The sequence below is a fragment of the Bacillus sp. FSL W8-0116 genome, from assembly GCF_038003825.1.
In the GTDB taxonomy this organism is placed as follows: Bacteria; Bacillota; Bacilli; order Bacillales; family DSM-4216; genus Bacillus_O; species Bacillus_O smithii.
This window is the reverse complement of the sequence record NZ_JBBOPY010000001.1, coordinates 2,189,529-2,210,561: the sequence shown is the minus strand read 5'-3', so window position 1 is coordinate 2,210,561 and position 21,033 is coordinate 2,189,529. Positions and strand designations below refer to the sequence as shown.

Annotated in this window: 21 protein-coding genes and 1 tRNA gene; 7 read left to right on the top strand and 15 right to left on the bottom strand. The window is 40.2% G+C overall.

Translation table 11 applies throughout. The features are described 5' to 3' along the window. Window positions 1-327 precede the first annotated feature (327 nt). Window positions 328-489: a hypothetical protein gene (locus N1I86_RS10595; protein ID WP_155814572.1), complete on the top strand. Its 162-nt coding sequence runs from the start codon at window positions 328-330 to the stop codon at window positions 487-489. 173 nt (window positions 490-662) lie between these two features. Here N1I86_RS10595 and N1I86_RS10590 read toward each other — a convergent pair whose 3' ends face one another. Further along, the gene (locus tag N1I86_RS10590) at window positions 663-1,418 is read right to left on the bottom strand and encodes a sulfite exporter TauE/SafE family protein (protein ID WP_004439552.1); all 756 of its coding nucleotides are present in this window, start codon (window positions 1,416-1,418) and stop codon (window positions 663-665) included. Window positions 1,419-1,703: 285 nt separating this feature from the next. On the opposite strand from N1I86_RS10590, the gene N1I86_RS10585 reads away from it, so the two are divergent. Continuing rightward, window positions 1,704-2,981: a D-alanyl-D-alanine carboxypeptidase family protein gene (locus N1I86_RS10585; RefSeq protein WP_341096224.1), complete on the top strand. Its 1,278-nt coding sequence runs from the start codon at window positions 1,704-1,706 to the stop codon at window positions 2,979-2,981. On the opposite strand, the gene N1I86_RS10580 is transcribed toward N1I86_RS10585, so the two are convergent. After that, on the bottom strand, window positions 2,950-4,062 hold the full coding sequence (locus N1I86_RS10580; RefSeq protein ID WP_003353982.1) for an RNA-guided endonuclease TnpB family protein: 1,113 nt from the start codon (window positions 4,060-4,062) through the stop codon (window positions 2,950-2,952). The genes N1I86_RS10585 and N1I86_RS10580 overlap by 32 nt on opposite strands. Window positions 4,063-4,149: 87 nt before the next feature. On the opposite strand from N1I86_RS10580, the gene N1I86_RS10575 reads away from it, so the two are divergent. Beyond that, window positions 4,150-4,290 carry a ribbon-helix-helix protein, CopG family gene (locus N1I86_RS10575; protein WP_003352379.1) on the top strand — a complete coding sequence of 47 codons (141 nt, stop codon included), beginning with the start codon at window positions 4,150-4,152 and terminating at the stop codon, window positions 4,288-4,290. A gap of 74 nt (window positions 4,291-4,364) precedes the next feature. After that, the gene (locus N1I86_RS10570) at window positions 4,365-4,559 is read left to right on the top strand and encodes a hypothetical protein (RefSeq protein ID WP_003353099.1); all 195 of its coding nucleotides are present in this window, start codon (window positions 4,365-4,367) and stop codon (window positions 4,557-4,559) included. 832 nt (window positions 4,560-5,391) lie between these two features. Here the strand turns inward: N1I86_RS10570 and N1I86_RS10565 are convergent. From N1I86_RS10565 to N1I86_RS10525, 9 genes are all read right to left on the bottom strand, one after another. Continuing rightward, window positions 5,392-5,479, bottom strand: a tRNA-Ser gene (locus N1I86_RS10565). 225 nt (window positions 5,480-5,704) lie between these two features. Continuing rightward, window positions 5,705-7,378 (bottom strand): glycerol-3-phosphate dehydrogenase/oxidase, encoded by a 1,674-nt coding sequence (locus N1I86_RS10560; RefSeq protein WP_341096220.1) that lies wholly within the window; start codon window positions 7,376-7,378, stop codon window positions 5,705-5,707. Window positions 7,379-7,521: 143 nt separating this feature from the next. After that, on the bottom strand, window positions 7,522-9,015 hold the full coding sequence (glpK, locus tag N1I86_RS10555; protein ID WP_341096218.1) for a glycerol kinase GlpK: 1,494 nt from the start codon (window positions 9,013-9,015) through the stop codon (window positions 7,522-7,524). Beyond that, window positions 9,015-9,845 carry an MIP/aquaporin family protein gene (locus N1I86_RS10550; RefSeq protein WP_341096216.1) on the bottom strand — a complete coding sequence of 277 codons (831 nt, stop codon included), beginning with the start codon at window positions 9,843-9,845 and terminating at the stop codon, window positions 9,015-9,017. Before N1I86_RS10550 ends, glpK begins: the two co-directional genes overlap by 1 nt. Window positions 9,846-10,082: 237 nt before the next feature. Further along, window positions 10,083-10,637 carry a glycerol-3-phosphate responsive antiterminator gene (locus N1I86_RS10545; RefSeq protein WP_003353108.1) on the bottom strand — a complete coding sequence of 185 codons (555 nt, stop codon included), beginning with the start codon at window positions 10,635-10,637 and terminating at the stop codon, window positions 10,083-10,085. Window positions 10,638-10,776: 139 nt separating this feature from the next. After that, window positions 10,777-11,496, bottom strand: a complete 720-nt coding sequence (locus N1I86_RS10540) for an ABC transporter ATP-binding protein (protein WP_341096213.1) — start codon at window positions 11,494-11,496, stop codon at window positions 10,777-10,779. Continuing rightward, window positions 11,496-12,308: an ABC transporter permease gene (locus N1I86_RS10535; protein WP_341096211.1), complete on the bottom strand. Its 813-nt coding sequence runs from the start codon at window positions 12,306-12,308 to the stop codon at window positions 11,496-11,498. Before N1I86_RS10535 ends, N1I86_RS10540 begins: the two co-directional genes overlap by 1 nt. Window positions 12,309-12,470: 162 nt before the next feature. Next, window positions 12,471-12,953, bottom strand: a complete 483-nt coding sequence (locus tag N1I86_RS10530; RefSeq protein ID WP_445662264.1) for a nitrous oxide reductase accessory protein NosL — start codon at window positions 12,951-12,953, stop codon at window positions 12,471-12,473. After that, window positions 12,950-14,230 (bottom strand): right-handed parallel beta-helix repeat-containing protein, encoded by a 1,281-nt coding sequence (locus N1I86_RS10525; protein ID WP_341096208.1) that lies wholly within the window; start codon window positions 14,228-14,230, stop codon window positions 12,950-12,952. The genes N1I86_RS10530 and N1I86_RS10525 overlap by 4 nt, the downstream gene beginning before the upstream one ends. An 871-nt stretch (window positions 14,231-15,101) precedes the next feature. Here N1I86_RS10525 and N1I86_RS10520 point away from each other — a divergent pair. After that, complete coding sequence (locus N1I86_RS10520; RefSeq protein ID WP_341096206.1) at window positions 15,102-15,932, top strand: formate/nitrite transporter family protein; 831 nt, start codon at window positions 15,102-15,104, stop codon at window positions 15,930-15,932. Window positions 15,933-16,644: 712 nt separating this feature from the next. On the opposite strand, the gene N1I86_RS10515 is transcribed toward N1I86_RS10520, so the two are convergent. Next, complete coding sequence (locus N1I86_RS10515) at window positions 16,645-17,523, bottom strand: IS982-like element ISGsp1 family transposase (protein WP_004439648.1); 879 nt, start codon at window positions 17,521-17,523, stop codon at window positions 16,645-16,647. 35 nt (window positions 17,524-17,558) lie between these two features. After that, complete coding sequence (locus N1I86_RS10510; protein ID WP_341096202.1) at window positions 17,559-17,774, bottom strand: hypothetical protein; 216 nt, start codon at window positions 17,772-17,774, stop codon at window positions 17,559-17,561. A gap of 302 nt (window positions 17,775-18,076) precedes the next feature. Between N1I86_RS10510 and N1I86_RS10505 the strand changes: the two genes are divergently transcribed. After that, a complete protein-coding gene (locus tag N1I86_RS10505; protein ID WP_341096200.1) occupies window positions 18,077-18,247 on the top strand; it encodes a hypothetical protein in 171 nt (56 codons plus the stop codon). On the opposite strand, the gene N1I86_RS16775 is transcribed toward N1I86_RS10505, so the two are convergent. After that, on the bottom strand, window positions 18,172-18,333 hold the full coding sequence (locus N1I86_RS16775) for a YolD-like family protein (RefSeq protein WP_445662279.1): 162 nt from the start codon (window positions 18,331-18,333) through the stop codon (window positions 18,172-18,174). The two genes, N1I86_RS10505 and N1I86_RS16775, sit on opposite strands and share 76 nt — an antisense overlap. Before the next feature lie 208 nt (window positions 18,334-18,541). On the opposite strand from N1I86_RS16775, the gene N1I86_RS10500 reads away from it, so the two are divergent. Continuing rightward, window positions 18,542-19,587, top strand: a protein-coding gene (locus N1I86_RS10500) for an IS630-like element ISBs2 family transposase (RefSeq protein WP_076611651.1) whose coding sequence is annotated in 2 segments (ribosomal slippage) — window positions 18,542-19,045 and window positions 19,048-19,587 — 1,044 coding nt in all. Because the reading frame shifts where the segments join, the coding sequence is not laid out codon by codon here. A gap of 435 nt (window positions 19,588-20,022) precedes the next feature. On the opposite strand, the gene N1I86_RS10495 is transcribed toward N1I86_RS10500, so the two are convergent. Continuing rightward, window positions 20,023-20,916, bottom strand: a complete 894-nt coding sequence (locus tag N1I86_RS10495) for a S8 family peptidase (RefSeq protein ID WP_341096198.1) — start codon at window positions 20,914-20,916, stop codon at window positions 20,023-20,025. Between the last annotated feature and the right edge of the window lie 117 nt (window positions 20,917-21,033).

The following is a 21,033-nucleotide window of genomic DNA, read 5'->3' as shown; positions in this document are numbered from 1 at the left end:
CTCAAATGCAGGCACTAGCTAAAAAAAGAATCGTTTGTTCATCTCTGACTGATGGACGTGCACGAACTTTAAAGCGATTATCATTTTTTATCAACATTACCCTGATTATAATCATTTTAAAAATTATCACACTTTTAAAAACATCCATACTTTTATTCCAACTATATTTATAGTATATTTAATTCGGAACAGTATTTAATAAAATGGCTTGTTTAAAGTTGCCGAAGGAAAATAAGGTCCTGGCTTCCTTCTTTCGGTTTTCAAACCGTTGGATGAAAATTTTTGAAGCACAGCGTTATTTAACGAGAATTCAAAGGAAAAGGGATGATGAATATGGCCAATTCAAAAGCAAAAAAATGGCTCTTATATGGTGCACTGATTGCTCCAATCGTGTATCCAAAGTTGAAAAATTTTTATGACACCAAAAAACTGAGAAGGCAGTTTCAAGAAGCACAATTTTTGCGGAAATTACAAACAAAAGAAAACTAATGAAAAAACGGACAGAACTTCTTTTGAAGGGAGTCCGTTTTTTCATACACTTTTTCTTCATTTTTCCTATAGAAGGGAACAAACTAAAGTTATAGGCAGAATTCCGGTTCATCCAATAAAAACGCTCTCCGCTTCATGAACCCTTATAAATCCATTAAAAGCAATCTGTGAAACTATTGTATTAACAACAGCAACGCTGCTACGGCCGGCGTTAAAACCATGGCTACTTTTAAAACACTTTTCGGGGCCAAATTGGTAAATTTAGCTCCTACATAAGCCCCCGTCATGGTACCTACCAATACTTCCAACAGCAATATCCAGTCCAAGTATCCAGCCTGTCTATACCCCGTTCCGCCTCCAATCGCTATCGGCAAAATCACCAGCATAGTAGTCCCGACCGATTGGCGGATCGTCAAACCAAGCATCGTCAAGAGACCCAACTGAATAAATGGAGTGGCTCCGATTCCAAATGTTCCTGATAAAATTCCGGCTACTATTCCAAGTATTATCGCCTTTATCATTGTCAGCGGCTGATTCCACTTCACTTCTTTCGTTTTTGTCTCTTCGGCCTTTTTAGACAGAGATAAACGGACTAACAGTAAAATGGAGGATAAAAACAGCATTCCCGCTGTCAGCCAATGAAGATCACCGGCAGGGATAACAGTCGCTATTTTAGATCCGATGTAAGAACCTATCGCGCCAAAAATTCCGACAACCAGTCCGACACCGACAGCTGTATTGCCTTCTCTAAAATGGCTATAAGCTCCTGATAAACTGGTAAACGCCATTGCCGTAAGCGACGTTCCCAGCGCCGTATGTATCGGGATGTTAAATAGAACAGTCAATATAGCAATAATAAAGCCAGACCCCCCTGCTCCTATAAAACCGAGCAAGAGCCCCATGGCAAACATGGTCAAAACAATCGCCAACTTCTGTTTCCTCCTTCTTTCTCCACATTCCCAAAGATCATGTTTCTTATTATGGTATACTAGTTTCATTTTTTTCACAAACTTCCAAGAGCACTCTTCTCTATAAAATGGATTTTTTCTTTTGACTGTTTTTCTTCCCGCAAACCTTCTCTTGCTATTCCTAAATAGCGGCGAATCCTTGCGACAATTGGAAAGCAAAGGGAGCAAGGTGAACAAGTACTTCTATTTTTTTATTCGGCTATACAGAAAACGAGATATAATAAGGGGGAAGGAGTGGGAAGTTTTATGATTCGATATGTACATATGTATTTGGTAGCGATCCTTCTTGTCGCCGGGATCAGTATGTCGTTTCCAAGCGGCCGCCATTCGAAAGCAGAAGCAGCCAGTGACATGAGCGTTCATGCCAAAGCGGCGATTTTAGTGGATGCAAAGTCCGGAAAAATTCTTTTTGGCCAAAATATGGATGAATCGCTGCCGGTCGCTAGCATGTCTAAATTGATGACGCAATATCTCATTTTAGAAAAAATCCAAAAAGGCGATCTCAAATGGGATGATGTCTACCATGCGGATGCCACCGACCAAGACTTGTCCACTAGGCCGGGGCTGGGAAATGTTCCTCTGTATCAAGGGCAATCGTACACCGTGCGTGATTTATATAATGCCATGACGCTGGTGTCGGCCAACGCCGCCAGCCGTGCTCTTGGTCGAATGGCCGGCAAATCGGACAAGCACTTTGTCCAAATGATGAATGACAAAGCCAAACAGCTTGGCTTGAAACATTCGTCTTTTGTGAATACTTCCGGATTAAACAACCAGGATCTTGCTCCTTACCAAGTGAAAGGAACAGCTTCCGATGGCGAAAATAAGATGTCAGCCCGTGATCTCGCTTTATTGGCATACCATTTCATTCATTCTTTCCCGAATGAAATGGATATCGAAAAAAAAGAACTTGATCAGTTTCCTGTTACAGATTCGTACAGCATCCCTCTTCGCAATAAAAATCAATTGCTGCCAAATGGAAAATATCCTTACAAAGGCGCCATCGGTTTGAAAACGGGCATGAATGACGCAGCAGGCTACGGCATCGTAGCATTAGCTAAAAGAGGACAACGCGAATTGATTGCCGTCATCATAGACGCCAAAAATAAAAAAGGAAAACGATCTTCAAAAGCCCGTTACATGCAGGCTCAAAAATTGCTGGACTACGGCTTTACCCATTGGGACTATCAAAAAATTTCACCGGAAAAATTCTTACCAACGAACCAGCAAAAGATCCCCGTAGAAAACGGGACGAAAGAAAAAGCAGCCATTACATCTAAAACAACCGTTACTGAATTGGTTCCTAAAAACAGCCATTCGATCAAAGCCAAGCTGACGCTTATGCCCAAATTTTTAACAGATCAAAAGAAACGTGAACTACCCTCCACTTATCAACCTTACGGTTTGATTGAAGTGGGGGCTTCTCGGGTAATCCCGTCTAATGACAGAAAATTGACCGAGCTAACCCTCTCGTTCCGAAAGTTATTATTCTTTATGCTAATAAGCGTAATCCCTCATTTTTGATATTGATTGCTGAATTGTGATCGCGATCTAATACAAAGCCGCAAGAACATTTATATACACGTTCAGATAATGGCATTTCTTTTTCCTTGCCGCAACATGAACACTTCTTAGTGGAGGGAAACCACTTATCAATTTTCACAAGTTGTTTCCCCTGTTCTTTTAGCTTATACGCTAAGAAAGTAGTGAACATCCCCCAGCCGTTATCATGAACGCTTTTTCCAAAGTTGAGGGCTTGAGACATGCCTTTCATGTCTAAGTCCTCAATAATCACAGCGTCATAGTTTGTTGCTAATTCTTTTGACTTATGATGAAGAAAGTTTCTGCGCTGATTCGCTGTCTTTTCATGTAGCTTAGCCACTTTCAGGTGTTGTTTTTCCCATCTTGCAGAACCTTTCTTTCTTCGAGAAAGAATTCGTTGTGCTTTTGCTAATTTATCTAAGGCTTGCCGATAGTAACGTGGGTAATTGGCTTTCTTACCCTGTTCACTCTCGACATATAGACCATCCATAGCAAAATCCAAACCAACAACTTTCTGTATTTTAACTGGACGAATATCTTTCTCATATTCTGTCAAAATTGAAATGTAGTATTTGCCTGTCTTTGTTTTAGAAATAGTGCAAGATTTGATTTTATAATCAGCAGGTATCTCTCTATGCTGTTTCATTTTTATTGGCTTTTTGATTTTTGGCAGTTTGATATGACCATTTTCTAGCTTAATATTTCCGTTGACCATATTAGTTGTATAGGATTGTTTTGCTTTACGATTTTTGAACTTTGGAAAATCCGCATTTCCTTCAAAGAAATTCTTATAAGCAGTCTGTAAGTTCATTTGTGCATTTGCCAAAGCTAAAGAATCCACTTCTTTTAGGAATGGAAATTCACTTTTATATTTTGCAGGGGTCGGAAACTTTTGCTTTTTAAGCAATTCTTTATCATCCTTGAACTTTTCATACGTTTCTTTGCGTTCAGCTAACATCTTATTGTAGACAAAGCGAACACAACCAAATGTCTTAGCTAATAATGCGGATTGTTCTTTGTTTGGTAACAAACGAAACTTGAAAGCTTTGTTTTGCTTGGCCATATCAATTCACCTCACTTTGTGCGGAAAAATTTCGTATATATTGATTATACCGTAAAAAATCCGTACAATCAATATGAGGTGATAATCATGAGAGAAGAGAAAGAACGTGTAGAAATTCGTATGCCTAAGACGATATTAGAAAAATTGGAGCAATATCAAAAAGAAAATGGGATTCCAACTAGAACAGCCGCAATCTTAGAATTGTTGAGAAAAGGATTGGAAAAATAACTTTGGCTAAAGCCAACCGAAATTCATCTCCCACCTACTCATTGGTGCTATTCGCACCTTCACATTCCTAGAGGATGGGAGACTTCTTTCGGAAAGACGTTAAATCTCCTATTCAAAAAGGGACCGTTATTGGGAAAATTACGTTGCGGGATGGTTCTTACGGATATTTAACGACGAAATTAGAGAAAAAGGCTCAAGTAAAAGCAACGGTAAAAGAAGAAATTCAAAAGGAAAACTGGTTTGCCGCCCTCATGGACGGAATCTTTTAAAGTGATGAATTCCATCGAGTAGGAGGGAGCGATTAACTCCCGTCCTCTCACACCACCGTACGTACAGTTCCGTATACGGCGGTTCAATTAAGATAATTGACGCAAGTCTTTATAACTTCCGTGAATAGCTGTTCTCTTTATGCCAGTGGTCACTCCACCCTCCAAGAGGTCTCCCACGGGATTCACCGCTTCCTCCCTCAAGTGAGGTACTACGTTTTCTGTGTTCATCATGACTCACTGAATACCAAGGGCTATTCTCTCTTCATTGTTCGGTCCTTCTTAGTTGTTCTAGACCAACTAATACTATGACCTCTGCTGACTTCTGACGGTTCAGCTACTTATCACTAAGTAGGTTATGAAGAGTACTTCACCTATCCGCCAGACCTCCCCGGGTAAGTACATGCACTTTCACACCATCTATCCGCCTCATTTACTCGATATGACCTTCGACAGAAAGAGCTTTGTTTTGTTATGCAAACTCACTCCATCATACCTAGCCTTATATGAGGTTCGTGTTCCTCGGACCGGTGTTTTGCCTCCAGCTTCCTTCAGATTCCGCGTCACCACGGACACCCTTGCTCTTGGCTAACCTCTACTTCTGTCTTCGGGGGTCGGGACTTACACCCTATAGTTCATGTACATGCCGGGCGCACATAAAGAAGTCCCTCCTTGACAATGCAGGAGGGACTTCTTTATATGATCTAGTATAAATCGGCGCCACCGCATAGCAGGTGGTTTATTGTTTCGCACGCTATCGCAAGCTCAACTGACTAATGTCATAAATCAAAAAGGTTCCCGGAATCAACCCGAGAACCTCTTGTCAAATGGGTAACGGAGAAGGTGGGATTTGAACCCACGCGACGGTCACCCGTCCTAACGCATTTCGAGTGCGTCCCCTTCAGCCGCTTGGGTACTTCTCCATATGACCTCTTTCATTAGCGCAAAATATATTATATACGAAACAAAGCTATTTTGTACAGCCCTTCAATAAATGACGAAAAATTCTTATTAATCTGTCGAAAAGGCAAAAACTTGTCATTCCACGCAATTAAGGCAGCCCCGACTTATAAGAAGTTGTGTCGGGGCAGGATGAAGCAAATTTCCATTGCCCTTTCTAATCCAAAGATTTCGATTTCAAAATCGATTTAACTGTGTATGTCCGTTGCATCCACCGGTCTTTCCGCATCGGTGATTTCTTTTTCCAATTCTTCCATATAAGATTCTTTCGTTTCTTCATCCCATTGAAAAATTTCTGCCATCGTCGCTACAACTGGTTCTTTCCATTTTTTTGCCCATTTTATATCAAAGAAAACAGAACCAGTCCTTCGAATAAAAAAGTCAACAGGTTTTACAGCCATTTCATAACGGATGGCATACAGGAGCTGAGCGTATATAGCAGCCGGCAGCAGCTTTTCACCGGATGCTTTTTGATATTCACTGGCGATCTTATATAAAATTTCGGCATTGGAACCGTACAGCTGTGCCAGTCTGCGGCCTTCCTCTTCTTTCAAGCCATACTGCGTCGCTTTTTTTGCCATTTGCGCCACGAAAATCGGCCAGTTGTCCGATCCGCCGACATCACCTCCGGAAATCGGCAAATAGCGGGTTTGGCAAGACTTAAACGTTTTTCCTTCTTCTGACGCTAATTCTTTTGCCACAAGATCTACCACGGTTTCCGCCATTTTGCGGTATCCGGTCAATTTTCCACCGGCGATGGTAATCAGGCCGCTGTCTCCTTCCCATACTTCGTCTTTTCGGGAAATTTCCGAAGGGTCTTTCCCTTCCTCGTATATAAGCGGTCTTACTCCTGCCCAGCTGGATTCAATATCTTTTTCGCTTACTTGGACATCCGGAAACATAAAGTGAATAGCGTTCAACAAATATTCCCAGTCTTTTTTAAGCGGTTTGGGATAGCGAGCATCACCGTCATAAAACGTATCGGTTGTACCAACATACGTTTTCCCTGCTCGTGGAATAGCAAACACCATTCGCCCATCAGGGGTGTCGAAGTATACCGCCTGCCTTAGCGGGAATACAGATTGATCGATGACAATATGAACTCCCTTTGTCAAACGCAAATGTTTACCATTCATCGAATGGTCTTTTTTTCGCACTTCATCCACCCACGGCCCGGCGGCATTGACCACTTTTTTGGCACGAATTTCAAAACTTTCTCCTGTAACACAATCTTTTACGCGAGCACCAATCATTTTTTTGCCGCTGTATAAAAACTGTTCCGCTTTGACATAATTCAGCAAGCAAGCGCCGTTCTCCACTGCTTTTTTCGCTACCTCAATGGTGAGCCGGGCGTCGTCCGTGCGATATTCAACATAATATCCACCGCCTTTTAAGCCTTCTTTCTTAATGAGAGGTTCCTTGCGCAAGGTTTCCTCAGCGGAAAGCATCGTCCTTCTTTCCGATTTTTTGACCCCTGCCAAGAAATCATAAACACGCAGCCCAATGCTTGTCGTAAACGCACCGAACGTCCCGCCTTTATGAAAAGGAAGAAGCATCCATTCCGGTGTCGTCACGTGCGGCCCGTTTTCGTAGACGATCGCCCGTTCTTTCCCAACCTCGGCCACCATTTTTATTTCCAATTGTTTTAAATACCGCAAACCGCCGTGCACGAGTTTGGTAGAACGGCTTGATGTTCCTGCTGCGAAATCCTGCATTTCGACCAATGCCGTTTTCATTCCCCTTGCGGCAGCATCCAAAGCAATCCCGCAGCCGGTAATTCCGCCGCCAATCACTAGCAAATCAAATGTATCTGTTTTCATCTTCTCTATCACTTCGTCACGATTTTCTGAGGAAAAAATCATGGACAGCTCCCTCCCCTTACCGAATGTACATAAGCCCATAAAAAAGGAGAGACCAAAAAAACATTACAGCAACCTATAATGCTTCTTGGTCTCTCCTAATCTCTAGACTTATTATTAACTTGTCTTCATTATAGCATACTTTGTTACCATTTAAAAGCCTGTGCCGCTTCAATCGCTTTTTTCCAACCGTTGTACAATGTTTCACGATTCTCTTGAGCCATTGTCGGCGTGAATTGCCGATCCTGTTTCCATTGAGAAGATATTTCTTGGCGATCTTTCCAAAAGCCAACAGCAAGCCCAGCCAGATAAGCAGCTCCTAAGGCTGTTGTTTCATTAATAATCGGCCGTTCGACAGGTACATTAAGGATATCGCTTTGGAACTGCATCAAAAAGTTATTCATGACTGCTCCCCCGTCGACTCTGAGCGTTTTCAGGAAGATTCCCGAATCTGCTTCCATGGAAGTCAGTACATCTTTTGTTTGGTAAGCCAGCGATTCCAGCGTGGCCCGAATAAAATGCTCTTTGGACGTACCTCGTGTCAACCCGAAGACAGCCCCCCGGACATCGCTGTCCCAATAAGGCGTTCCGAGACCCACAAAAGCCGGTACGACATAAACTCCTTCCGTTGATTCCACACGAGTCGCATAACTTTCGCTTTCCGGAGCACTTTTTAACATTCTCAATCCATCCCGAAGCCATTGAATGGCCGAACCGGCTACAAAAATACTGCCTTCCAGCGCATATTCGACTTTATTGTCGATCCCCCAGGCAATGGTCGTCAACAAACCATGTTTCGATTCTACCGCTTTATCGCCTGTATTCATGAGCATAAAACAGCCGGTTCCATAGGTGTTTTTCGCCATCCCTTCTTCAAAGCATGCCTGACCGAACAGCGCTGCCTGCTGGTCCCCGGCAGCCCCGGCAATCGGCACTTCCTCGCCAAAAAAATGATAAGAAACCGTTTTGGCATAAACTTCCGATGACGGCCGGACTTCCGGCAGCATTTCTTTCGGCACGTCCAGAATTTCCAACAGCTCTTCATCCCACTTCAGCTCATGGATGTTGTAAAGCAACGTGCGGGAAGCATTCGAATAGTCCGTCACATGGGCTTTTCCGCCGGATAGTTTCCAAATCAGCCAAGTGTCAATCGTTCCAAACAGCAACTCTCCCTTTTTCGCCCGTTCGCGTGCACCTTCCACATGATCTAATATCCATTTGATTTTTGTTCCGGAAAAATACGGATCAATCAATAATCCCGTTTTTTTATGAAACAGCTCATTATACCCTTTTTCCTTTAATTGTTCGCATATGTCAGCTGTTTGCCTTGACTGCCATACAATAGCATTGTAGATCGGTTTTCCGGTATCCTTCTCCCAAACGACCGTCGTTTCCCGTTGGTTGGTGATCCCAATCCCCGCTACTTGCTTCGCCTCAATCCCTGCTTCAGAGAGTACGGTTGCGATGCAAGCAAGAATAGAACCCCATATTTCATTAGGATTATGCTCTACCCAGCCCGGCTGCGGAAACAGTTGATGGAACTCCCTCTGCGCCGTATGGACAATTTTCCCTTCTTTATCAAATAAAATCGCTCTGGAACTAGTCGTTCCTTGATCTAATGCTAAAATGTACTTTTCCATTAGATTTCCTCCCATTTTTCACTTTTTACTTGGATGCGGTAATTTCTTTTTTTCTCCGCTAAAAAAGAACTGAATAATAGAATCACAGATACGGCCAACATTCCCCATAAAGCCCCTGTTGCTTCCCCTAGAAATACAGCTCGATAGAATAAAGCTCCGACAGAACCTCCCAATATAGGGCCGACAATAGGAATCCAGGCATATCCCCAATTAGAAGAGCCTTTTCCATGGATGGGCAGCAAAAAGTGAGCAAGCCTCGGTCCGAAATCGCGCGCCGGGTTAATGGCATACCCCGTCGTTCCCCCGAGCGATACCCCTATGGCCACAATCAAAAGGCCGACAATCAACGGATTTAATCCATCAGTAAATTTATTAGCTCCGATTGTCAAAATTCCTAGCATCAATACAAAAGTTCCGATAAATTCACTCAATAAATTAGCAAAAATATTGGGAATCGCCGGCCCCGTTGCAAAAATTCCCAGCTTCGCGGCGGGATCTTCCGTCACCTTCCAGTGCGGCAGAAAATGAAGATACACTATACAGGCTCCAATAAAGGCTCCGATGACTTGAGCCAAAATATAGCCTGGCACCTTGGACCACGGAAAATCTCCATTGAAGGCCAAGGCGATGGTGACCGCCGGATTTAAATGGGCACCGCTGAATTTTCCAACCGCATACCCCCCCATTGTGACACCAAGCCCCCAACCAATAGTAATAACAAGCCAACCCGCATTGTGAGCAAATGTTTTCTTCAAATTCACATTGGCGCATACACCGGCTCCAAATATGATCAGGATGGCCGTACCTACTAGTTCGCCAATATATGACATCCCATCATCCCCTTTACATTTTCATTTTAAAAAAATAAAAAACCCACGAAATCACCCATTCATATGAGGATTTTGTGAGTCTCTTCTTCTCCGTCACGATTTATTAACTTAACTCCATCATAACGACGGATGAAAGCGTTGTCAACGTTAATTTGAAATTTTCAATCTACTTTTTATAAAAAATGCGGAATGCCTTTCTTTTCCCGTCTAAGGCATTCCCGGCATTTTTCAGCCGCCCTATATAAATTGTTTCCATAAATCCACATTGGAAGTCGTAATCGCACAAGCCCCTGCTGCTAAAGCCTGTTCCACCTCTTCCGCGGATTCGATCAGCCCACCGGCAAATATTGGCTTTTTTGTTTTTACATGCAGTTCCTTTATAATTTTCGGCACCACACCGGGAAGCACTTCTATGTAATCCGGATTGGTTTTTTCAACTAATTTAACGCTTCTCTCAAGAGCGCTGGAATCGATGATAAAAGCGCGTTGTGTCGCGAAAATCCCTTTTTGCTTTGCTTTCAAAATGACGCTGCCTTTTGTGGAGATGATCCCGTAAGGCTTGGCGTACTGGACGATAAATTCCGTCGCATTTTCATCGCTCGTTAAACCATGTATCAAATCAATATGTAAAAACATCTTTTTGTCGTATCGGCGTGCATACTCATACACGCTTTTTACCATTCCAAGATGAAGGTCAAGAAATACCCCATATTGATACGGCATCTCCAGCATTTTTTCAAAATCCTTCATGGAACGAATCGCCGGTAAAATTTTTTGCCCATGAAATCCCATGCTAAAGCCTCCTACATCCCCTAATTCCAAATTATTCTTTTATGACTCATTTTAACATCACCATTTAGAATATAGAAGAGCTCAAAATCACAGGAAACGCATTTTTTCATAGATGGAAATTTGTTTTTCAAAAAATTTTTCAGCTAACCGTATTAGGGCCGCCTTTCATTTCACGATACATCGTAAGAAGTTTGAATGTAAATTCTTGAACATTATCATGATGATTTTCCAGTTCTTTTACTACCTTACCGCTTTCAAGAAAGATAATCCGATCTCCTAATTCAGCCGCCACATCCATCATATGCGTAGAAAAAATAATAATCGTTCCTTGTTCTTTCAGCTTTTTCATAATTTGAACAAATTGGTTAATCCAATATGGATCCAAACCGTTTGTTGGTTCATCCAACAAGATCACTTTCGCCTCGGGCAACAGCGCTTGGCCAAATAAAAGGCGTTGCCTCATCCCTTTTGATAATTGATTGACTTTAATATTCTTCTTTTCCAACAGCCCAACAATCGAAAACACTTCATCTATTCTGTTTGCTGGAATCTTTCGGAGAGAACCATAAAATGAGAGAAATTCTTTCACTTTCAAGTGGCCTTGTGCAAAAAAATCATCCGGCATATAAGAGATTTGAGACAAATATTCCTTCCGGTTTTTTTCCAAAGATAATTCATTGAATGAAACGGTGCCGCTGGAAGGAATAGAGATTCCAGACAACATATCAATCAGTGTGCTTTTTCCCGCACCGTTGCCGCCACAAAGTACAACGCAATCTCCACTGTCGGCTTCAAAAGACATAGGAGCCAATGCGACATGATGTTTATATTTTTTCGATATGTTTTGGACAACAAACATTATTTTCTTCTCCTCATCGTTAGATTGGTATCAGAAACTACTATACTGATAAACAAAACCACTACAGTGTAATAGAAAAGCACCGCCCATGACAGCCAATGTTCGTAGAAGGACACAAGCGAGTCATATGCTTGGCCGAAAATAGAACCTCCATTTAGCTGAATCACAAAAATGAATCGAATGAGTTCAGCCGGATTCACAAAAAGAAGGCTTTTTAGAACGAGACCAATCAGCTGATAAGGGATGTGGTTTAACACACTAATCAAAGCTGTAGGCCACAGCATGATAAGGAAAAACCAGACAAAAACCGAAATTGACAATGCCTGCCATCGCGTTGAAGTAAAAGAGCCTATGACGATCCCCATCAGGAGGAAAAAAAATATAAGACCCACGGCAAAAAAATAGAGCGCAAGCATCCACTTCATGGAAAAGGGTATTCCGCAAATCAATCCAATCATCAAACTTATCCCATAACTTAAGGTAAAAATCAGCAACTGCGAAGTAAATTGGCCCGCCACTTTTCCAATGACATAAGAAATACTGGAAAGCGGGTAGGTGGATAATAAGCGAAATTGGCCATTTTCCATTTCGTTTGCGATCGAGAACGACCCGTTAATCAGCATAAACAACGGAATGATATAGAGAAGAAGGTTCATGATCGTTCCGGTTATATTGGTATATCCGCTAAAAGCAGGGGACGTCCCTTGAAGCAAAAATAAAAACCCGAGAATCACCACCCACAAAATCACAAAAGAATAATACGTTCGCTGTCTACACGATAACATAAGTTCTGAGCGCCAAATGTTCCACATCGATTCTCACTCCCCTCAGGTGAACATAATCTTTCTTCTTTCATACAAATAGTGTAAAAGACAACCTTTCCGATTGTCTTTTACACTAAAGCCCGTTTTTATTAATGATGAAACCCGTTAAGAAGCCTTTGGCAGGCATGGCCATTTTCGTCATACGTATGATCACATATTGCCTTTCATCTTTTTCATCATATCTTTATTCTTTACCCATTTATGAGAATTCAGGTCATCATAGGATAAGACTGTTCCGTTATGTTTCTTTGCAAACGATTGGGCATCGTTTTTATTTTTAAAAGCAACGACATTGTAAGACATAGGAGTTTTTAAAGATTTCCCATAAACATAGGTAGCCTTTTCAGCTTCGAGCCACTTCTTCGTATTGTAATCACGAACAAATTTCGCCTGAATCTTTTCATCTTTATTTTCGCTTATCCATTTATACATACAGCCAAGATCATCGAATTTCATCGTCTTATTATTGGCCAACACAACCTCTGTCGCGTACTGGTTGTCCATAATCGCCATATTGCAATAAGCACAAGTATCCGTTTTTTCATTAATGGCCACTGGTTCTGCTTTTTTCCCGCAGCCGCTTATGATCAAAAACAAACCTAATAACGCTATCGCATACCATACTTTTTTCATATTGATTTCCTCCCTAATGTAATAAGTGAAAAACTAATCGTTATCATCGCAATGCTAACGATCCATACCCCTATAGGAGAGGTGAAAGTATTCTTGCTTTCGTTCAGTTGGGCTGTCATTAAAGGCGCATGATCTGATAATACTAATTGATCTGGACTTTTCAGCATCTTTTGCAAAAGGATCATTCCTGGAGATTGGAAAAAGATCTGATATTCAGGAACATCCTGTGTTAAAGATAGAAAAAATGGATCTGCTTTATACGGAATCATACTCACGCCGGAATTCCGAATATCCAGCTTCCAAGCACCATCCCAATAGTTTTGATTAACATCATTTTCTTTACTGTTCACTGCTTGAATATCATTCACATTTCCTACAAATGTATTCTTCGTCACAGTATTAGAATGGGCTTTATAAAATTGAATACCGATAAAATTGGATAATGCCGTATTTTGAAATACTTGGTTGTATTCCGATTTTTCCACTTTCATGCCGATTCTATTATGAGAAAAGTCGTTATGAGCCACTTTCGTATAAGTGGTGTCAAACAATTGCAAGCCGTACGAATTCACATTTTGCGCATTGTAAGAAAACGTATTGTTTTCAATAGTACTTTTCGCCGTTTCCATGATCATCGCGCCAATATAGTTTTTCTCTGATTTGTTTTCTTTTATGGTTAAGTTTTTGGAAAACATCAAATGAAAACCGTATCGGGAATTCTCCAATGTATTTCTCAGGAAACGGTTATGATCGCTGTTTTCAATATAAATGGCATCCAGCATACGGGATATAAACGAATCTTGAATGATATTTTTGGAAGATTTCGAAACAATGATCCCGTTTTCCTTGCCACTGCCTTTTATGGTGACACGGGCAATTTTGGAGCGGTGGACATTTTCCATATCGATTCCTAACGACTTCGTATGGACCGTCACTCCTTCTATGAGATGACCGTTCCCCTTTACAGAGATAGCAGGAATTTTGGGGTCCTTTGACAGCTGTTGAACGGTTAACTGTTTCAACTGAATGGTGTTTCCTTTTAAAGAAATGGTCGGACGTTTACCGTTTGATTGAATCACTGTGTTCTTTTGGCCTACAAGGGTAATAGGCTTTGAAATCGTAATAGGTCCTTTGTACGTCTTTCCCTTCAGTTGAATCACATCACCCGGCTTAGCCTGCTGAATCATGGATTGCAAATTTTGTTCCGCATGAACTTTCGAATTCGGAAACAAAAAGCACAACAAAAGGAAAAAAACAACATAAATTCTTGTTTTCATTTCACCATACCCTTAACTTTTCTTATTGACAATTTTATTATACCAACCAAGAATTCAAGAAATTGCAACGGTTGTGGATATTTTGTGAACATAGGTGCAAAGTAATCGTTAATATGTTATTTTGCCCAAATGGGAACCTTACTATACAAGCTCACAAAAGAGCTCCCATTGTTTACTGTCCCAATTTTTTCATTAAAAAATGCGGTTCTTCCTTGTGGAAAACCGCATTATATCGGCACTTAACTCCTGGACCCATATAACCACCTAACCATTTTTGAAACTAACGAGAACAACCAAAAGAAGCATTCATACTTCCGATATGTAGAATACCTTTTTCAATTGTGAACATATTGATCAATTAAAGTCCCAAATACATAATGAAGATTCTAAGTAAAATAATCAAAGACTTCATGACATACCACGGAAACAATCCTAAAATGGCAACAATAGTAAGGAACACAATACCTGACAAATCATCTGTTGCGGGAAGACCGTTTTTATCAAAGGTTACTATGAGTTTTCTCAGAAAATAAGATTCCAGTAATAAAAATGACCACTCCTAAAATAACTGCCATCTTTTATACTCTCCATTCAGGCTGTTTCATATAGCGCTTTTGATCTCCATTATAAAATAGCGGATGTCCCTTTTGCTTGTTATCAAACAAATTTATTGTCTTTATCTATATATTCTATGGAACTATGATTCAACCAATCTTATACGATTTTTTAAGTAAACGATTACAACCGAAAGTATTGACATTTATTTAAACATTTACATCGATATATTGAAAAATTAGATGGGAAAAGCATAAGTTATATATCGTAACGAATGTGAAAAATATCACAAAATAGAATAGGAGAAGTCGGTGAGATGGAAGCAATTCAAAAATGCAAAGACTTGGCTTTAAAAAAAAGAAACATTCTAAATCGTTCCCTTATCCAATATGTCATGCGAGCTGCTTTGGCAGGCGTGTACATTGGATTTGCTCTCATTCTTTGTTTTCGTGTAGGGGAATTTTTTCGTGAAGCGAATTCTCCTGCTACGTATTTAGTAAGCGGCATTTTTTTCGGCATCGCTTTAGTATTAATTGTTTACGGCGAGGCAGAACTATTTACCGGAAATACGATGTTTTTTACAATCAGCACCTTGCATAAAGAAACGACAATCAAAGATGCATTGAGGAACTTGCTCGCCTGTTACAGCGGCAATTTAATAGGTGCTTTGTTTTTTGCTTTTCTTATTTCGCAAGCCGGCGTTTTGGATCATCTCCCTCTAGATCATTTGCTATTTCAAACGGCGGAGAAAAAAATACAAGCCACCACGATGCAGCTCTTCTATAAAGGAATTTTATGTAACTGGCTTGTCTGCTTGGCCATTTTTATTCCGATGCAAATGAAAGACGATATGGGCAAAATATTGTCGATGATTTTGATTGTTTTTATCTTTTTTGCATCTGGATACGAACACTCCATCGCCAATTTCGTCCTCTTTTCACTCGCATTAGCCGTATCACATCCGGATACGATCAACATCGCCGGGGTAGTGCATAACATCATTCCTGTGACATTAGGCAATATTGTCGGCGGTGCTTTATTTATGGGCGCATTGTATACGTATTTGACATCGCAAAAAGAGGATCAAGTTTCAGAAAAAAGACCTATGGTATACTTGTTTAATAAAAGGAAAATGTTGAATAAATAACGATGAAGTTCTTGATTTATTCGAATCCATGATTGACACCACACTGCGCAACTCGATGAAATAATCATGATGTTTATAACAAAATTATCAGTTGTCGCTTAGGTCTACCGATATCAGGACAACCACGAACATGCTATCAAAAGCACCGATCAAAGTTTGGCAGAAAAATTCGAGGCCATTTTAAGAGGGAAAAAAGAGTAAAAATATGATTTCGTCACCAATTGGTCACCAACTTTAATTTAGAAAAGAGAAACGCGGTCTCTCAGTTAATGAGAAACCGCGTTATATCAACATTTTTCTTATGCTGGTGACAGGACTCGAACCTGCGACCCCTTCATTACGAGTTCGGAGTGTTATAATTTAATGCATTTTTATAACTCCAAATAGTTATTATTCTCCCTATTTATAACCATCGTTTTAATATGTACACATCATTTTTTCCATACTGTGTTAGCAATTATGTTTGCATTTTTGTTTGCAACACTGAAGATAAAAAAATACACCTTAATAGGTGCGAAAAATTGATCTGGTCTACAGATACCGAATTGTGACTCATATAAATTAATACTAATTTATTGATTTATTCTTTCTCTCTGATAACTAAATAAAGAATCAGCGCTACGAAAGACACGAGTATAAACGATGTACGATTTTCAAAAGTTAAATATTTATAGAGCAAAACTTATAGATAACCCGTGGTGCTAGTTGAGTGTCAGCGCTCAACCAGCCCTAGTGTGACCAAGGAATAAGCCAACAAGATGCCATCGAGTGCCACTTCAAACCCGGCCATGGAATTCGCTCGAATGTCGGTGATCCGGTATTGGTCTACGAGAATCGAAAACACCGTCTCGATGACTTTGCGTTTTTTCCTGATCCATTCTTCCCATGCCTTGGATGGGCCGTGCTTTTGATTGTGTCGAGACGGTGTCCAGAACGCGGCTTGGTGTTCTTCGTACAGCTTTTCTCGAAGAGCGTGGCTGATGTACCCTTTGTCCCCAAAGTTGTAGGGATGAGGGATTTGAGTCATCACCGTTTCAGCGGCTTTGACGTCGTGGCAGGACGCTTCCGTCACGACATAGCCCATGGCCAGCCCTTGATTGGTCACTTGAAGATGCAGCTTGAAACCGTAGTACCATTGCTTTTTGGAAGCACAATACCCCATATCCGCGATCCCTCGAAACCGCTTGACGCGCTGCATTCTTGCGGGATGGCACAACGGAAGAGGCAAGCTGTCGACGACCGCATAAGCATGGTGTTGGCCACGTTTCGCCAGCTCATGACGGATCCATTTGATGGCGAAACCAAGCGCCCGGCAGCGGCGGTTGTATCGGGAGCGTTCAAGAAACGAGCCGTTTGTGAACAAATTTCCCGTGACAAAACGATGCCAGGCTCGTTCGGAAGAAAAGCCCAGCAGCTTCCCCAAAAGGTGAACCGCCATGACCACTTCGTCTTCTTGCTTGACCAAGTGACGGTTGCGGCGATGAAGATACATTTGAATCAACGACAGTTGGGCAGAAACAAAACAGAAAATAGCGGCATATTGTTTTTGAAGTTTGGCTGGATCTGTAGTAAAATGAAAGTGCTCTTGCATGGGGGATCTCTCCTTTCGAATGTTGGGTGACACTTTCATTCTACTGGAGATCCGCCAGCAAGGGCTATTTTTATGCTTGTCTGAGTTTTATCTAGCACCACGGGTTTATAGATACATACATGCAAAATGGCGATGATTTTGTACAAGGCAGCAAGACAGCCTTTTTCTTTTATACAAAAAATCAGATATCCAATAGACATTAAGACCACTATAATATACAACGGTGAAACTGCAAGCTGTGAGAATTGCATATCTAATCTCCTATATGTGAAAATTTTTTAATTTTGTTATTCTATTCGCATGATGGCTATGATGAGTGACTCTTACAGTCTTCCTCAAAAATTTAGGATTGTTCTAAGAATACTAAGTATTCCAACACCAATACTAATTATTATGCCCAGAACAGGTAAAACTTTAATTAAGTAATAATTAAAAATAGGAGCATTCCTGTAATGAGGAAATTTGAGGTTTGATAAAAAAAAGTCCCCTTGGTATAGTACAGGGTGTCAATGCGCGTTGACCCCGAATTTCAATAAACCAAGGAGGACTCAAAATGAATTATACACAAAATCAAAAAATCTCTCAAATTACACCATCAACTCTCATTGTAGGTATTGATGTAGCTAAAGAAAAGCACGTTGCCCGTTTTCAAGATGACCGAGGCTTCTCCACATTACCCTCATCGTCTTTTATCCTGACTTCCTTTAGAATCGGATCCAGATAATGAATGTGGCCGCTCACTCTTTCCACAAATCCATCATACCAGACGTCAAATTTGACCGGATAATGAAACTTTAAAGCATAATGGATTTTTGATTCAAATTCCTATACATGATACGGATCGAGCATTGGTTTTGGTGTTTTGTAATAGTCTCTATAAGCAAATCTCAACATCTCCATATGCTCCGGAATAAAAAACGAGGTCCATTTCTTGTTACCTATATAAATTGAAATAAAGGTTTTCTCCCGTTCCACGGCGAATAAATACAAAGAGAAAATAGGGGAACGGAGAGAAAATATGATGCCAAATCACAAAGACGAGATCGAAAAGTTGTCCACTGCCATGAAAGAAGCAAAAAGTAAACGAGCATATGAACGCTACCAAGCGATTTATCTTCATTTGCAGGGATATACCAAAGGAGAAATCGCAACGATTATTGGTCGATCCAAGAAAACTATTTATAACTATATTCATGCCTACGCCCAGCGCGGTCTTGATGGACTGGAGATGAAATACTCACCTGGCGCCCCACGTCGATTGACCCCTGAGCAGGAAAAAGAGCTGGCTTTGATCATTGAACATCAGCTCCCCGTAGATGTGGGATTCGAAGCAAAATATAATTGGACGCTTGCGATAATCGCTGAACTCATTCAACAAAAGTGGGGGCCAACATACACGCTTCGCGGAACAAGTGACATTCTGCATCGGTTAGGGCTAAGCTATACGAAACCGACCTATACACTAGCCAATGCCGATGAAGAGAAACAAAAAGAATTCGTCGAAATCACCTTCCCTGAAGTAAAAAAAAACTGGTAGATGGGAACATCGCCCATGTCCTCTTTCAAGATGAGTCGATGATTCGTGATTACCAAGCGATTCAAAAAACATGGTTTGTCAAAGGAAAACAACGAATCATTCCGACGTTTGGAAAACATCAAGGGCTGAAGCTGATTGGCACGTTGAACTACGAAACAGGGGAAGTGTTTTGCATCGAAGAAGAATGCTATGACGCGGAAACATTTCTTCGATTTCTTCAACTTGTGTTAGAACGCTATCCCACAGGCAAAATAGTGATGATTTTAGATAACGCTCGAATTCACCATGCCAAACTCATTCAGCCATTTTTAAAAGAACACGAAGATCGGTTAGAGCTCGTCTTTTTGCCACCATACAGTCCGCAATTGAACTTGATTGAAGGGCTATGGAAATGGCTGAAATCAGACGTGATTTACAACGTGTTCTATTCGAGTGTGCAAGAAATTAGAAAGAATGTCCAAGCCTTTATTCAGCGAATCAACCAGAAACCAGAACAAACGATCGATCGTTTGTGTGTTCAGTTGTAAATCTTTAATTCAACTTATATAAATCATAATATTTCAATTCATCATTTTTAAGCCCCCACCCTTCTTTGTCGAACTGGTCCGATGGAAAGGATGTTGCAACGCTTGAATGTACGGTATTGCTTTTTCCAGTGACAGTAAGCATTTATAGTCATTAAAGTCCTTAATGGTTATGAAGTGTTCAGTAATGACGCCTTGATCATTCATATAGATCATCAGCAAAGGGATTATATTTTCTTTCGCATTGAGCAACAGTCCTTTCATCGAACCGCCTTTACAAGAACATTTGTTCTCCTTCCAGACCAAACATTAGTTCTCGTTCAAGACAGAAAAATAACCTCCTCTCAATAGAGAAGGGGTTTATCTTTAATACAGCAGATGCCTACATAACGGCGTACGTAACGCTATGTCTATTTTTATTAGAAACAGTACTTACTGTTATTTATATTCTAAGATACCATAGCCATACATGTTTTTAGATCCTATATGCTCGGTGTTTTCCTTTAAAGAATTTATGATATCTTTAGAATTCTTAGCACGATTATAATTAGAAATGTATAATGCTATCAGACCTGTTATGTATGCAGCAGAAAACGAAGTTCCATTAAATAAGGAATAATTACCTTTATTATCTGTTGATAATATGTTTTTTCCTGGTGCTGAAAATACAATTTTTCCTATTGATGAAAATTTTGCCTTAGATAAATTTTCATCGATTGATCCTACTGAAATAACGTTTTCATACCTTGCTGGATAATCAGCATTTTTGATGTAATTATTTCCACTTGCAGCAACAATTATTATTCCTGATTTAACGGCTTTATCAATTATATTTTTAAGTTTAGGATTGTCTGTATCCAAACCAAAACTCAAATTCATGATATCAACTTTTTGTTGGATAGCCCAATCAATTCCTTTAATAAGATTATTAAGAGTTCCATCTCCATTTTCATCTAGTATCTTTACAGAATATAGTTTTGCTCCCGAAGCTATACCCTTAATACCAATGTTATTATTTTTTGCGGCAATAATACCGGCAATTGCGGTTCCATGATTAAAATTATCCTCCGCGGATTTTTTTGGATTTATCATATTAATTTCTTTTATTATCTGTCCTTTTAAGTCTTCGTGGTTTTTATTTACTCCACTATCTAAAATGGCTACTTTAACTCCCGTTCCATTATTACCAACATTTGAGTTTATTACTTTGTTATATCCCCAAGTTTGTATTTGATTATAATTTTTTTCTTTTAATATATCTAAGTCTGTAGTTTTCTTTGTTGTATCTTTTAATAGTTTAGTATTACTTTCTATTTCCTTTTGTTTATGCATATTTTGGATATAAAAAATGGATACTACTAAAACTAATAGTGAAGTATATACTAATATGTACTTTTTCCTTTAATCAGGATAATCACCTCTTTAATTTTAATGGAAAATCAAATAATA

What these genes read in the sequence shown, in the direction of transcription:
- N1I86_RS10595 (WP_155814572.1), top strand. Translation starts at nt 328, where the DNA reads ATGAATATGGCCAATTCAAAAGCAAAAAAATGGCTCTTATATGGTGCA.
- N1I86_RS10585 (WP_341096224.1), top strand. Translation starts at nt 1,704, where the DNA reads ATGATTCGATATGTACATATGTATTTGGTAGCGATCCTTCTTGTCGCC.
- N1I86_RS10580 (WP_003353982.1), bottom strand. Translation starts at nt 4,062, where the DNA reads ATGGCCAAGCAAAACAAAGCTTTCAAGTTTCGTTTGTTACCAAACAAA.
- N1I86_RS10575 (WP_003352379.1), top strand. Translation starts at nt 4,150, where the DNA reads ATGAGAGAAGAGAAAGAACGTGTAGAAATTCGTATGCCTAAGACGATA.
- N1I86_RS10570 (WP_003353099.1), top strand. Translation starts at nt 4,365, where the DNA reads ATGGGAGACTTCTTTCGGAAAGACGTTAAATCTCCTATTCAAAAAGGG.
- N1I86_RS10560 (WP_341096220.1), bottom strand. Translation starts at nt 7,378, where the DNA reads ATGATTTTTTCCTCAGAAAATCGTGACGAAGTGATAGAGAAGATGAAA.
- glpK (WP_341096218.1), bottom strand. Translation starts at nt 9,015, where the DNA reads ATGGAAAAGTACATTTTAGCATTAGATCAAGGAACGACTAGTTCCAGA.
- N1I86_RS10550 (WP_341096216.1), bottom strand. Translation starts at nt 9,845, where the DNA reads ATGTCATATATTGGCGAACTAGTAGGTACGGCCATCCTGATCATATTT.
- N1I86_RS10545 (WP_003353108.1), bottom strand. Translation starts at nt 10,637, where the DNA reads ATGGGATTTCATGGGCAAAAAATTTTACCGGCGATTCGTTCCATGAAG.
- N1I86_RS10540 (WP_341096213.1), bottom strand. Translation starts at nt 11,496, where the DNA reads ATGTTTGTTGTCCAAAACATATCGAAAAAATATAAACATCATGTCGCA.
- N1I86_RS10535 (WP_341096211.1), bottom strand. Translation starts at nt 12,308, where the DNA reads ATGTGGAACATTTGGCGCTCAGAACTTATGTTATCGTGTAGACAGCGA.
- N1I86_RS10530 (WP_445662264.1), bottom strand. Translation starts at nt 12,953, where the DNA reads ATGAAAAAAGTATGGTATGCGATAGCGTTATTAGGTTTGTTTTTGATC.
- N1I86_RS10525 (WP_341096208.1), bottom strand. Translation starts at nt 14,230, where the DNA reads ATGAAAACAAGAATTTATGTTGTTTTTTTCCTTTTGTTGTGCTTTTTG.
- N1I86_RS10520 (WP_341096206.1), top strand. Translation starts at nt 15,102, where the DNA reads ATGGAAGCAATTCAAAAATGCAAAGACTTGGCTTTAAAAAAAAGAAAC.
- N1I86_RS10515 (WP_004439648.1), bottom strand. Translation starts at nt 17,523, where the DNA reads ATGCAAGAGCACTTTCATTTTACTACAGATCCAGCCAAACTTCAAAAA.
- N1I86_RS10510 (WP_341096202.1), bottom strand. Translation starts at nt 17,774, where the DNA reads ATGCAATTCTCACAGCTTGCAGTTTCACCGTTGTATATTATAGTGGTC.
- N1I86_RS10505 (WP_341096200.1), top strand. Translation starts at nt 18,077, where the DNA reads ATGAATTATACACAAAATCAAAAAATCTCTCAAATTACACCATCAACT.
- N1I86_RS10495 (WP_341096198.1), bottom strand. Translation starts at nt 20,916, where the DNA reads ATGCATAAACAAAAGGAAATAGAAAGTAATACTAAACTATTAAAAGAT.